This window comes from Bradyrhizobium sp. SRS-191 (assembly GCF_024586915.1).
GTDB lineage: Bacteria > Pseudomonadota > Alphaproteobacteria > Rhizobiales > Xanthobacteraceae > Bradyrhizobium.
Map to the genome: position 1 here is coordinate 1 of NZ_JANBVS010000029.1, position 13304 is coordinate 13304.

General features: G+C 67.2%; 11 protein-coding genes, 1 pseudogene and 1 riboswitch. Of the genes and pseudogenes, 4 read left to right on the plus strand and 8 right to left on the minus strand.

What is annotated here, in order from left to right:
* A pseudogene (locus tag NLR35_RS32080) lies at positions 1-237 on the plus strand (sorbosone dehydrogenase family protein); the annotation flags it as partial.
* 148 nt (positions 238-385) lie between these two features.
* Entirely contained in the window at positions 386-961 is a 576-nt protein-coding gene (locus NLR35_RS32085) for a cytochrome c (protein ID WP_257170551.1), read from the plus strand.
* A 213-nt stretch (positions 962-1174) separates the two neighbouring features.
* On the opposite strand, the gene panE is transcribed toward NLR35_RS32085, so the two are convergent.
* From panE to NLR35_RS32110, 5 genes are all read right to left on the minus strand, one after another.
* Complete coding sequence (gene panE, locus NLR35_RS32090; RefSeq protein ID WP_257170552.1) at positions 1175-2098, minus strand: 2-dehydropantoate 2-reductase; 924 nt, start codon at positions 2096-2098, stop codon at positions 1175-1177.
* A gap of 100 nt (positions 2099-2198) precedes the next feature.
* On the minus strand, positions 2199-2936 hold the full coding sequence (locus NLR35_RS32095) for an SDR family oxidoreductase (RefSeq protein ID WP_257170553.1): 738 nt from the start codon (positions 2934-2936) through the stop codon (positions 2199-2201).
* Between the two features lie 104 nt (positions 2937-3040).
* The gene (locus NLR35_RS32100; protein WP_257170554.1) at positions 3041-3649 is read right to left on the minus strand and encodes a 2-hydroxychromene-2-carboxylate isomerase; all 609 of its coding nucleotides are present in this window, start codon (positions 3647-3649) and stop codon (positions 3041-3043) included.
* Positions 3650-3757: 108 nt separating this feature from the next.
* Positions 3758-5104, minus strand: a complete 1347-nt coding sequence (locus NLR35_RS32105) for an MATE family efflux transporter (RefSeq protein WP_257170555.1) — start codon at positions 5102-5104, stop codon at positions 3758-3760.
* 113 nt (positions 5105-5217) lie between these two features.
* A complete protein-coding gene (locus NLR35_RS32110; protein WP_257170556.1) occupies positions 5218-5790 on the minus strand; it encodes a DUF2239 family protein in 573 nt (190 codons plus the stop codon).
* Positions 5791-5959: 169 nt separating this feature from the next.
* Between NLR35_RS32110 and NLR35_RS32115 the strand changes: the two genes are divergently transcribed.
* A complete protein-coding gene (locus NLR35_RS32115) occupies positions 5960-6625 on the plus strand; it encodes a glutathione S-transferase family protein (RefSeq protein ID WP_257170557.1) in 666 nt (221 codons plus the stop codon).
* 4 nt (positions 6626-6629) lie between these two features.
* Here NLR35_RS32115 and NLR35_RS32120 read toward each other — a convergent pair whose 3' ends face one another.
* Positions 6630-8051 (minus strand): serine hydrolase, encoded by a 1422-nt coding sequence (locus NLR35_RS32120; protein WP_257170558.1) that lies wholly within the window; start codon positions 8049-8051, stop codon positions 6630-6632.
* A gap of 163 nt (positions 8052-8214) precedes the next feature.
* Entirely contained in the window at positions 8215-9921 is a 1707-nt protein-coding gene (gene ggt, locus NLR35_RS32125) for a gamma-glutamyltransferase (RefSeq protein ID WP_257170559.1), read from the minus strand.
* A 145-nt stretch (positions 9922-10066) separates the two neighbouring features.
* Between ggt and NLR35_RS32130 the strand changes: the two genes are divergently transcribed.
* Positions 10067-11470, plus strand: coding sequence for an MFS transporter (locus NLR35_RS32130; protein ID WP_257170560.1), 1404 nt, complete (start codon positions 10067-10069; stop codon positions 11468-11470).
* 116 nt (positions 11471-11586) lie between these two features.
* Here the strand turns inward: NLR35_RS32130 and purH are convergent, their stop codons facing one another.
* Positions 11587-13179: a bifunctional phosphoribosylaminoimidazolecarboxamide formyltransferase/IMP cyclohydrolase gene (gene purH / locus NLR35_RS32135; RefSeq protein WP_257170561.1), complete on the minus strand. Its 1593-nt coding sequence runs from the start codon at positions 13177-13179 to the stop codon at positions 11587-11589.
* Between the two features lie 26 nt (positions 13180-13205).
* A riboswitch (ZMP/ZTP riboswitch) is annotated at positions 13206-13286 on the minus strand.
* Between the last annotated feature and the right edge of the window lie 18 nt (positions 13287-13304).

Consider the following 13304-nt stretch of genomic DNA (forward strand, 5'->3'; position numbering starts at 1 on the left):
ATCGCCGAGCACGGCTCCTGGAACCGCCACAAGTACCAGGGTGCCCGCATCATGCGCGTCATCGTCGGGCCCGACGGCAAGGACGCCAAGCAGGAGGTGTTCGCCTCCGGCTTCATCGAGGGCGACCAGGGCTATCTCGGCCGTCCCGACGACATCATCCTGGCCAAGGACGGCTCGATCCTGGTGGCCGACGACTGGGCGGGTGCGATCTATCGCATCAGCTACGAGAAGAAGTGAGCCTTTGACCAAAGCGGGGCTGCGCGTCGCCATCATGGCGGCCGCAGCCCCAACTATTTTGCGGCATGCGCGTTGTTCGACGATCGGTCCGCGACTGCGCAAGGATGGCGCTGCGGTGCATGGCCGTGGTGACATGGGAGGACGAGACATGCGTCATGGAGTTGCCGGTCTGCTCGCGCTTGCGCTGCTGAGTGTTCCGGCCGAGGCGGCGGATATCGAGGCGGGCAAGGCAAAGGCGGAGGTCTGCGCCGGCTGTCACGGCGAGAATGGCATCTCGCAGACCGAGAATATTCCTTCGCTCGCCGGCCAGCAGGATCAGTTCATCCAGTGGCAGCTGGTGTTCTTCCGCGCCGGCACCCGCAAGAACGAAGCGATGAAGCCGATCGTCGATCAGCTCAGCAACGAGGACATCCGCAATCTCGGCGCCTATTTCGCCTCGCTGCAGCCGGCCAAGGCGCCGCCCGACAACGATCCGGACTTGTCGAAGAAAGGCGCGGAAGCCGCCGCCGGCCGCCGCTGCGCCTCATGCCATCTGGACAGCTATGCCGGCACCAAGGGCGTGGCCCGCGTTGCCGGCCAGCGCGAGGAATATCTCGTCAAGGCCCTGCACGACTACAAGAGCGGCCAGCGCGTCGGCGGCAGCCAGGCCGCGATGACGGACGTGGCGTATCCGCTGAGCGCGGAGGAGATCACGGCGCTCGCACATTATCTGGCGCATTTGTAGTTCAGGGGGCAGCTTCTACAACAGGTGTCGTCCCGGACAAGTCTGCCGACGCAACGCGGCGGCGGACGCCGATCCGGGACCCATACCGCGGAATCTATCGAGGGACTTCGCTGGCAGTTGCCTGCATCACGACCGCTGCGGCGTATGGGTCCCGGCTCAAGGCTGGGACGACGGCGGAATGCGTAGCGGGACCTTGCCTCGTCGGCTTTGCGGCTACTTCCCCCGCTGCGCCTCGTACACCTTCAGCTGCGTGTAGGAAATCCTCAAGCGCGGCACGGGCACCTTGGCGGCATCGGCGCGCGCGACGAGATCGCCGATGACATGGTCGGCCTCGACCGGCAGGCCGGCGCGGAGGTCGCGGAACATCGAGGCGGTCATCGGCGATCCCTCCGCCGTGATCAGGCCGGAGACGCGCTGGAAGAAGGCGCCCGCCGGCGGATATCCCGCAGCCGCCGCCACGGCGCTGCATTCGTCGAGCATGCCGAGCAGGAAGTCCTTGCCTCCGGGCGCGGTCAGGATGACGCCGACCGGCGCGCGCATCAGCGTCGTGGACGCCGCCAGCGATGCCAGGAACACCCACTTCTCCCACATGTCCTGCATGATGTGGTCGCTGGCCGAGGCATTGAAATTGCCGCGCTGGAAGATGTCGAAGATGGCTCGGACGCGCTCCGACGAGCTCCCGTCGCGCTCGCCGAAGTTCAGCGACTGCATCGGCTGCAACTGCACGACCTCGCGGCTCTCATTCAACGTGGCTGCGATCGCACAGAGACCGCCGAGCACGCGCGCGCGGCCGAACCTGGCATCGAGCACGTCGAGGTGCTTCATGCCGTTGAGCAGCGGAATGATCGCGGTGTTCGGGCCGACGGCCGGCGCGAACGACGCAATCGCATCGTCGAGATCGAACGCCTTGCAGCTGAGCAGCACGACATCGAAATGCTCTTTCAGGCCGTCGGCCTGGACGGTCGGTGGATTCGGCAAGGTGACGTCGCCAGACGGGCTGCGGATCACGAGGCCGGCGCTGGCGAGCTCTGCAGCGCGCCTCGGGCGGACCAGGAAGGTGACATCAGTGCCGGACTGCAGCAGCCGGCCGCCGAAATAGCCGCCGATCGCGCCGGCGCCGACGACGAGAATACGCATGGGTGGATCCCTCTGTGAGCGGCGCGCATCATGCCGAAGCGAGTAGCGAATGGCGAGTGGCGAATAGGGATGGGCTCCATTCCCTATTCGCCATTCGCCCCTACCACTTCTCGCCGAACGGCCGGATCTCCATCTCGAAGGTCCAGGCGCTCCTCGGCTGCTGGTAGAGCTGCCAATAGGCGCCGGCCACTGAGGCCGGCGGCATCAGCAGGTCGGGATTGTCCAGCGCCTCCTGGCCCCAGAGCTGGGCGCGGCGCTCGCGCACCCACGCCGTGTCGACGCCGGAATCGATGATGAGGTGGGCGACATGGATGTTCTGCGGCATCAACTCCCGCGCCATCGACTGCGCCACCGCGCGCAGGCCGAACTTGGCGGAGGCGAAGGCGGCGAAGCCGGAGCCGCCACGCAGCGATGCCGTGGCGCCGGTGAAGAAGATCTTGCCGCCGCCGCGCGGCAGCATCAGCCGGGCCGCCTCGCGTCCGGCGACGAAGCCGGCCCAGCAGGCCATCTCCCAGACCTTGCGGAAGACGCGGTCGGTAGTCTCGAGGATCGGGAAGTTGACGTTGGCGCCGACGTTGAAGATCACGACCTCCAGCGGCGCGTGCGTGTCGGCGTCGTTGAGGAAGGCGGTGGTCTCCTCCTCCTTCCGCGCATCGAGCGAGCGGGCCACGATCCGGCCGCCGGCCGCCTCGACCTCCGCCACGAGAGGCGCGAGCTTGTCGCCATTGCGGCGGCCGGCGAACACCGTAAACCCTTCGGAGGCGAATTTCTTGACGATCTCGGCGCCGATATAGTCGCCGGCGCCGATGACGGCCACGGTGGCGTTGCGCTGTTGCATGCGGGGGTCTCCGTTCTCACCACGTCGTCATTGCGAACGAAGCGAGCAATCCACAGTCGTGAGCGTCGCCCTCGATTGCTTCGCTTCGCTCGCAATGGCGGCATTTACCTGCCGAGGATGTAGTCCTCGACGTCGCGCAGCTGCTCCTTGCCGAAGAACATCTCGTTTCCGACGAAGAAGGTCGGCGAGCCGAATGCGCCGCGCTCGACCGCGCGTTGGGTGTTCTCGACCAGCTTCGCCTTCACCTCCGGCTCCTGGGCGCGCGCGAACAGTCTGGCGCCGTCGAGCCCGGAGGAATTGATAGCCGCGATCGCTACGTCCGGATCATCCATCTTCTTCGGCTCGCGCCACATGTGATGGAAGGCCGCGTCGACATATTTCTCGAACACGCCTTCGAGCTGGGCTGCGATCGCCGCGCGCATCAGGTTCAGCGTGTTGACCGGAAAGTTCGGGTTCCAGACCCAGGGCTGCACGTGGAAGCGCTTGAGGAAGCGTTGCGTCTCGATCTCGTGGAACTCGCGCTTGTTCTTGATGCCGGCGAGCGACTCTGCCGGAGACTTGTTGTTGGTCGCCTTGAAGATGCCGCCGAGCAGCACCGGCACGTAGAAGAACTGCACGCCGATGCGCTTTTCGATCGCCGGGATCGCCTGATGGCTGAGAAAGGCATTCGGGCTGCCGAAATCGAACATGAACTCCGGTGCGGGTCGGCTCACGGGCGGTCTCCTCGAAACGTTTTGCGCATTGTGACCCGGGTCGCCCTTGGCGTCCAGGGCTTTATGATGATCGTCATATTGCGGAGGGCGGACGATGCGCGACGTGTCTCAGATCATCCTTTGCACCGTGCGCTTGCGCCAGACCAGGAGATAGAAGCTCATCTGCAGCAGCGCCATGGCCGTGAAGGTGATCGGATAGGCCCACCAGACGCCGTCGAGCCCGATGCTGCGGCTGAGCCACGTCGCCGCGGGCACCTCGATCACCGCGATGCAGAACGCGGAGATCGCGAGCGGCATCCACACCGTCCCCGACGCGCGCATCGCCGCCGAGAAGGTGGTGGACATGCCGAACAGCACCGAGCTCCACAGCACGATGTGCAGCGAGCGCTGCGCCACCTCGATGACGGCGGGGTCGGTGATGAAGAAGCCCATCAGTGTCCGCGAGAACAGATAGCCGATCGCGACCAGGCCGCCGGTCAGCACGACGTTCATCTCGATCCCGGTGCGGACGATGCGGCCGATCTGCTCGGCATGGCCGCGGCCGATCGCCTGGGCGCCGAAGATCGACACCGAGATCGCGATCGAGAGCGCGGGAAACTGCACGTAGCCGAGCACCTGGTTGACCGCGCCATAGGCCGCCGTCGCATCCGAGCCGAAGCCGTTGACGAGCCCGATCAGAACCATCTCTGCCAGCGACATCACGATCATGCCGATCGCCGCGGGAATGCCGAGCCGCAGCACGACGCGCAGCAGCGTCGGATCGGGTCGCATGCCTCGGATGAACGTCGCATCGATCGCCAGCGGATGCTTGCGCCGGCGCAGATAGAGGTGGAGCGATGTCAGCGTGATCAGGGTCGACGCCGCCGACGCCCAGGCGGCGCTGGCGACGCCGAGCTGCGGCATGCCGAACCAGCCGCGGATGAACATCGGGGTCAGCACCAGCCCGAGCACCGTCGATGCAGCCAGCGCGGCAAGCGGCGTCACGGTGTCGCCGACGGCGCGCATCTGCGACGACAACATGATGTAGGCGAACGTCAGCGGCATCGTCAGCATCATGATGCGCGCATAGCCGGAGGCGGCATCGATGATGTTGGCGGGCGTTGCGAGCGCCGTCAGCAGCTCGCGGCTGTAGAGGCCGCCGATGGCGATCAGTCCGGCGAGCAGCAGAGTGATCGTCAACGTCGTGCCGGCGATCGCCTTCACCTTGCCGGGCTCCTTGGCGCCCCAGGCCTGGCCGATCAGCACGCTCGCGCCGGAGCCGAGCCCCATCACGAAGGCGACGAAGAAGAACATCGCCGGAAAGAACACCGACACCGCGGCGAGCGCGTCGACGCCGATCATCTGGCCGAGATAGACGTTGTTGATGGTGCCGAACAGGGATTGCAGGATGTTGCTCAGCATCATCGGCGCGAGAAACATCAGGAACGGCTTGCGCAGGGGAGCGGGCGTTGACACGGCATGAATCCGTCGGCCGTGCTTCGAACGAAGGCAGCGGCTCGCGTTGGAAGGAATAGGACGGGAGCGCGCACGAACGGCTGCTCCCGTTGGCTTATCGAAATAAACAGATCTCAATCGATGCGGTGGCGGTGGGCGAGCGCCATCGCATGGTCGCGGATATCGGCGGGCCAGTCTACGATCAAAGCCGTGACGCGATTGAGATCGTCCGCGAACAGCGCGCGCGCCGCCTCCTCGAAATTCGGCAGGTTGCCGGCCATCGTCGACATGAAATGATAGGCCGCATCGCGCGCCTCACGGACGCGGTCCTTGTCGCCGCTGGCGCGGCGGGCCTCGTGGACGAGCTTGCGCAGCGCGACCGAGGCGCCGCCGGGTTGCGCGCTCAACCATTCCCAATGTTCCGGCAGCAAGGTCACCTCGCGGGCGACGACGCCGAGGCGGGGCCGCCCGCGCCCGCGAGGCTCGCTGGGCGCAGGCTCCGCCGGCATCGCGGGGCCGCCGGCAAGCCTCGCCAGAATCTCCCGGTCGCTGCCGCGCAGATCGAGGTCGATCGGCCGCCCGGAGCGGTCGCTGAAGATGATCACCGGCGCCGCGTTGGCCGGCGCGTGCTTCAGGGCCAGCGCCACCTTCGGCAGCGGTCCCGCCGCGATTCGATCATGGCCGGCAAAAGCGGTGTAGGTATCCATGTCCGTCAATCCTGTCGTGAGGGGCTAATAAGACCCGGATAAAAATAAATGTCAATATTACCCGGGTGAATATTTCGACATCATTCGCCGCGGCCGGGCGCCTCGCCGAACCCGTTCTGTCCTGCTACGGAACAGCGCCCACCACTCGATCGGCCTTTTCGGGGACGTCATGCTCACCGTTCACCACCTCAACAATTCCCGCTCGCAACGCGTGCTCTGGCTGCTCGAGGAGCTCGGGGTGCCCTACGAAATCATCCGCTACGAGCGCCAACCCGACATGCGCGCTCCGAAGGAGCTGCGCGCTATTCATCCGCTCGGCAAGTCGCCCGTCATCACCGACAACGGCAACACGGTCGCCGAATCCGGCGCCATCGTCGAATATCTCGTCGAGACCTACGGCAATGGACGGCTGATCCCGCCGCCGAAGACACCGGAGCGGCTGCGCTATTCGTATTGGCTGCATTACGCCGAGGGCTCGGCCATGCCGCTGCTGCTGCTGAAGCTGCTGTTCAACATCATGCCGAAGCGGGCGCCGGCGCTGCTGCGTCCGATCGTGCGCAAGGTGTCGAGCCAGGCGCTGACCACCTTGGTCAATCCGCAGCTGAAGCAGCACATGGCGTTCTGGGAGAGCGAGCTGCAAAAGAGCGACTGGTTCGCCGGCAACGCGTTCACCGCCGCCGACATCCAGATGAGCTTCCCGTTGCAGGCGGCTGCCGCGCGCGGCGGGCTGGAGCAGGGCCATCCGCGCGCGATGGACTGGCTCGCCCGCATCGAGGCGCGGCCGGCCTACAAGATCGCGCTGGAGAAGGGCGGGCCCTACGAGATCGGCCGCTGAGGATCTACTTGGCGGCCGTGGCCGGCGCCTCGGTTGCCGCGATCACCTCGCGCACCAGCCGGGCGACGCCCTTGATGTCGCCGTCCGGATCGATGGAATCGCCGAGCCTGACCACCACCATGTGCTGGCTCGGCATCATCACGATCCGCTGGCCGAGCAGCCCGAAGGCGAAGAACGCATCCGCGGGGATGCCGGCGCGCGCCCGCCCCAGCGCATGAGCGTGCCGGCTGCGATTGGTCCAGAGGCCTGCGCCATAGTCGGTGTCGAGCGTCGCGGTCGCCGACATCGCCACCCAGCCCTCCGGCAGGATGCGCCGGTCGCCGACGACGCCGTCGCCGAGATAGAGCAGCCCGAGCCTCGCCCAGTCACGCGCGCTTGCCAGCATGTTGGCGTGGCCCTGCATCGTGCCGGTGCCGTCATATTGCAGCGTCGCGCTGCGCATGCCGAGCGGGTTGAACAGCTCGCGCCAGGCGAGCTCGATGGTCTGCTCCGGACCTCCCGCGGCATCGCGGATGATCCTGGCCAGGATCTGCGTCGACGCGCTCGAATAGGCCCAGCGTTGGCCGGGCGGCGCGATCAGCGGCGCATGGACGGCGAAGGCCGCCATGTCGCGGTGGATCGCCATCTGGCTCGACGCATCGAAGCCCGAATTGGTCTCGTCCAGCGCCAGCCCTGATGTCATGCGCATCAGCTGCTCGACGGTGATCTCGCGCCGGCCGTCCGAGGGACCTCGCCATTCCGCGACCGGCGCCGGGATCGATGGGCCGAGCTTGCCCTGCCGGGTCAGAATGCCGAGCAGCGCGTTGGTGACCGTCTTGGTCATCGAGAAACCCATCAGCGGCGTCTCGACGCCGATGCCGGGCGCATAGCGTTCCGCAATCAGCCGGCCGTCCTTGATGACGACGACGGCCTTGGTCCGCCGGAGTGGCGGACCCGCCGGCTCCTCGAACGCCTGGTCGAGCGCGGCCTTGAGAGCTGGGTCGGCCGGCTCGACCGGGTTCACGTCCGCGAAATTGGGGAGGGCCGGCGCCGGGCCGGCGGCGCGCAGCGCGCTGACGTCGCTGTGCGGCACGTAAGGCGGCTTCTGGCCCTGCAGCGAGACGCAGCCGAGGCCGTCATGATAGGATGCGCGGCTCGCATGCAGCCCGAGCAGCGAGGCGTCGACGGCCCGCATCTCGGGCTCGACCCTGTAGCGCATCACCGCACGCAACCGCCTCAGGCCGGGCCGCTCCATGGTCTCGGCAAAGGTGGTCTGCGGGTCCAGGCCGGAGACGAAGGTCTTGGCGCAGATCATCTCGGCGACGGCGGTCGTGGCGGAGCGCAACGCGCGATCAGGCCGATAGGTGAGCCAACCCGCCACCAGCAGACCCGCGAACACCAAGAGCCCAACTGAAAATCTGCGCAAGTTCACCAGAACGCCTGACATCGTCTCATGGGCGAGCGACGCCGCGCCCCGGACGTGTTCTAGCCCGGCTCAGGCACCTCGCCAACGGAGGGACGCGATGGAACGCGCCCGGCCGACGGCGGCAAATCGTCCTCCGGGCACAAGACCAAGCAAGGAACCAGGCAGCCGCACGCAGCGACCGGACTCACCGCCCGGCGGCGGTCGCCCCCTTGCTGCGTGGATCGGGCGCGCCGACCAGGCCGTCCGCCGTCACCAGGATCGAGTTGGCGGAGGTCCGTCCCATCGGCTCCTCGATCTTGTGGCCGCGGGCGCGCAGATCCGCGAGCACGGCGTCGGAGAAGCCCTTCTCGATCCGGACCTCGTCCGGCATCCATTGATGGTGCAGCCGCGGCGCGGCGACGGCCTGGCGCACGTCCATCTGGTAGTCGAGCACGTTGACGATCACCTGCAGCACGGTCGAGATGATGCGGCTGCCGCCGGGCGACCCCGTGACCAGCACCGGCTTGCCGTCCTTGAGCACGATGGTCGGCGACATCGACGACAGCGGCCGCTTGCCGGGCCCCGGCAGATTGGCCTCGAAGCCGACCAGGCCGAACGCATTGGAGGCGCCGGGCGCGGCGGTGAAATCGTCGAGCTCATTGTTGAGCAGCACGCCGGTGCCTTCGGCGATCAAGCCGACCCCATAGGGGAAGTTCAGCGTGTAGGTGTTGCTGACGGCATTGCCGTCATTGTCGACCACCGAGAAATGCGTGGTGTTGCTGCCCTCGCGCAGCGGCTTGATGTTGAGCACGTCGCCGGCGCTGGTGGCGTGGGCCGGGTCGATGCCGGCGCGCTGCTGGGCTGCATAATCCTTCGACAGCATCGCGCGCACCGGCGCGTCGACGAAGGCGGGATCGCCGAGATAGCGGGCGCGGTCGGCGTAAGCGCGCTTCATCGATTCGATCAGAAGATGCAGTGAGGCCGGCGAGCCCTGCTTCAGCTCGTTCAGCTTGAAGCCTTCGAGAATGTTCAGCATCTCGACCAGCACGGTGCCGCCGGAGGACGGCAGCGGCATCGAGACGATGTCATAGCCGCGATAGGTGCCGCGCACCGGCACGCGCAGCACCGGCTGATAGGATTTGAGATCGTCCGACGTCATGATGCCGCCGGCGGCCTGGATCGCCTTGGCGAGCTTCTCGGCGACGGGTCCTTCGTAGAAGCCGCGCGGCCCCTGCTCGGCGATGGCGGTCAGCGTCGCTGCGAGGTCGCGCTGCACCAGCCGGTCGCCCTCCTTGAGCACGGTGCCGTCGGGACGGATGAAGATCGCGGCCGAGGACGGCCATTTCGCCAGCCGCGGCGCCATCATCGGCAGCGTGACCGCGACATCGTCGGCAACCGGAATGCCGTCGCGCGCCAGCACGATCGCCGGCGCCACGAGCTGCGCCAGCGTGAACTTGCCCGAGCCGTATTTCTCCAGCGCCAGCGCGAGGCCGGCTACGGAACCGGGGACGCCGATCGACAGCGCCGAGTCGCGTGACTTCGCATTGTCAGGCTTGCCGTCGGCGCCGAGGAAGATGTCGCGCGTCATGGCCGCGGGGCCGGTTTCGCGATAGTCGATCGCGACATCCTCGTTGGTCTTGGCGAGGTGGATGACCATGAACCCGCCGCCACCGATGTTCCCGGCGACAGGATAGGTCACGGCCATCGCGAAGCCGGTGGCGACCGCGGCATCGACGGCGTTGCCGCCGAGCGCGAGCACGCGCTGGCCGACCTCGGCCGCGATGCGCTCCTGCGCCACGACCATGCCATGCGCCGGAGCCTGCGCGGGGGCAGCGACGTTCGGCGGCTGGGGAATCTCGACCGGCAGCGAATCGAGCGCATGCGCCGGCCAGCAGCCCGCCAGCAACAGCATGGCTCCTGCGAGGAGCCGTCGTCGATCAATCGTGAAGAGGGTCATCGCAATTCTGCCGCTGCTGACATCCGCCTGGGATCGTCAGATGTTATAGGGCCGCGTCGCCGAGGTAAAATGCGTCCGCGTCATCGCAGAAGGATTTGGCATGGCCATCACCACGATGGAGAGTACCGATGCTGCTGACCAGCTCAGCTATCCCGGGCAAGCGGCGGTGGTCAGCTGGATCTTCTTCGATTGGGCCACGCAGCCCTATTTCACGCTGATCACGACCTTCATCTTCGCGCCCTATTTCGCCGCACATGTTGCGCCCGACGCGGCGAGCGGCCAGGCGCTGTGGGGCTTCGCCACCGCGGCCGCCGGTATCGTGATTGCGCTGCTGTCGCCGGTGTTCGGCGCGATCGCCGACGCCGCCGGCCGGCGCAAGCCGTGGATTGCCGTCTTCGGCGCGATGCTGGTGATCGGCTCCAGCCTGATGTGGATCGGGCGGCCCGGCGCACCCGAACTGATCCCGCAAGTGCTCGCGGCTTATGTGCTCGCGACCATCGGCGTCGAGTTCGCCACCGTCTTCAACAATGCGATGATGCCGACCCTGGTGCCGCCCGAGCGCATCGGCCGTCTGTCCGGCACCGGCTGGGCCACGGGTTACGTCGGCGGCATCCTCTCACTGGTGCTCGTGCTGGGTTTCATGGCGGCCAATCCAACGACCGGCCGCACCTTGTTCGGGCTGACCCCGCTGTTCGGGCTCGATCCCGTGACGCATGAGGGCGACCGCATCTCCGGGCCGCTCACCGGGCTGTGGTTCATCCTGTTCGTGCTGCCGATGTTCCTGTTCACGCCGGACTTCCCGGCGCGTCAACGGCTCGGCGCCGCGGTGCGCGAGGGACTCGGCGAGCTGAAGCAGACGCTGCGCAGCCTGCCGCAGCAGCGCGACGTCGCGCTCTTCCTGATCGCCAACATGATCTACACCGATGGTCTGGTGTCGCTGTTCGCCTTCGGCGGCATCTATGCGGCCGGCACCTTCGGCTGGAACACGATCCAGATCGGCACCTTCGGCATCATCCTCGCGGCGGCCGGCACGCTCGGCGGCTGGCTCGGCGGCAAGCTCGATGATCTCCTCGGACCGAAACGCGTCATCGCCGGCAGCATGACCCTGCTGCTGCTCGCGATCATCGCGATCCTTCTGGTGAGCCGCGATTCGATTCTGTTCATTCCGGTCGCGCCCGCTGCGCCCGGCGGGCCATTGTTCGCCTCGCTGCCGGAGCGCGCCTATCTGCTGCTCGGCTGCGTGATGGGCGCCTGCGGCGCACCGCTGCAGGCGGCCTCGCGCTCGCTGCTGATCCGCATGGTGCCGAAGGAGCGCGTCGCGCAATATTTCGGGCTGTTCGCGCTCACGGGCAAGGTGACGTCGTTCATCGGCCCGCTGCTGATCGGCATCATCACCGCGGCAACCGCGAGTCAGAAGGCCGGCATGGCCGTGCTGGTGCTGTTCTTCGCGGTGGGTCTGGTGTTGTTGGCGCGGGTCAACTCCGACCGTCATGCGCGGGCTTGACCCGCCTGCGGGGCCGTAGCCCCTTCGGCGCGGCGAAGGCCCGCGCATCCATCACGCTTCGACAAGGCCTTGTCAGACGATGGATTGCCGGGTCAAGCCCGGCAATGACGACCTGATCAGTGCCGGAAGTGCCGCACGCCGGTCAGCACCATCGCGATGCCGTGCTCGTCGGCGGCCTTGATGACTTCATCGTCCTTGACCGAGCCGCCAGGCTGAATCACCGCGGTGGCGCCGGCCTCGATGCAGGCGAGCATGCCGTCGGCGAACGGGAAGAACGCGTCGGAGGCGACCACCGAGCCCTTGGTCAGCGGCTCGGCGAGCTTCATCTCGGCTGCGGCATCCAGCGCCTTGCGGGCGGCGATGCGCGCGGAATCGACACGGCTCATTTGCCCGGCGCCGATGCCGACGGTCGCCGAATCCTTCGCGTAGACGATGGTGTTCGACTTCACATGCTTGGCGACGCGGAAGGCGAAGCGCAGGTCGCGCAGCTCGGCGTCGGTGGGCGCGCGCTTGGTGACGATCTTCAATGCCATGTCGTCGACGACGGCATTGTCACGGCTCTGCACCAGGAGGCCGCCGGCGACGGTCTTGGCGGTGAGGCCGGCCTCGCGCGGATCGGGCAGGGCGCCGGCGAGCAGCAGCCGCAGGTTCTTGCGCGCAGCGATGACCGCGATCGCCTCCTCAGTCGCGTCGGGCGCGATGATCACCTCGGTGAAGATGCCGGTGATCGCGCGCGCGGTGGCCGTGTCGAGCTTGCGGTTCATCGCAATGATGCCGCCGAACGCCGAGGTCGAATCGCAGGCCAGCGCCTTCTGATAGGCCGTGATCAGGTCCGGCCCCTCGGCGACGCCGCAGGGATTGGCGTGCTTGACGATGACGCAGGCGGCGGTGCGCGCCGGGTCGAACTCGGCGATGCACTCATAGGCCGCGTCGGTGTCGTTGATGTTGTTGTAGGACAGCTCCTTGCCCTGCACCTGGCGGGCGGTGGCGACGCCGGGGCGGCGGCCGGGCAGCGCGTAGAACGCCGCATGCTGATGCGGGTTCTCGCCATAGCGCAGCGGCTGGATCAGCCTGCCGCCGAAGGCGCGATAATCGGGAGTGTCGTTCTGGATGGTCGCGGCGAACCAGTTCGAGATCGCGGCGTCATAGGCGGCCGTGCGCGCATAGGCCTTGGCGGCGAGCCGGCGCCGCAGCAGCAGCGTGGTCGCGCCATCGTGGCGCGCGAGATCCTCGAGCACGGCCTCGTAGTCGTTGACGTCGACGACCACGGCGACATCCTCGTGGTTCTTGGAGGCCGCGCGAATCATCGCCGGGCCGCCGATGTCGATGTTCTCGATGCAGTCGCTGAACGGCGCGCCGCGCTCGACGGTGGCCTCGAACGGATAGAGATTGACGACGAGCAGGTCGATCGGCGCGATGCCGTGGGTCTTCATCGCCTCGCTGTGCTCGTCATTGCCGCGGATCGCGAGCAGGCCGCCATGCACCTTCGGGTGCAGCGTCTTGACGCGGCCGTCCATCATCTCCGGGAAGCCGGTGAGGTCGGAGACGTCCTTCACCTTCAGGCCCGCCTCGGCAATCGCCTTGGCGGTGCCGCCGGTCGAGATCAACTCGACGCCGCGGGCGGCGAGCGCCAGGGCGAAGTCGGTCAGGCGGGTCTTGTCGGAGACGGACAGCAGAGCGCGACGAACGGGACGAAGCTGGTTGGTCATGGCGGGCAGAATCCTTGTGCAGGAGGTTCAGTTGCCCAGGCGCACGGCGGTCAATCCCGCGCTCCCCGATGGTGCTCCATCCAAAGTCGCCAGTCGCGCGGAAGCCGGGTGCATAGCAGGTTTCG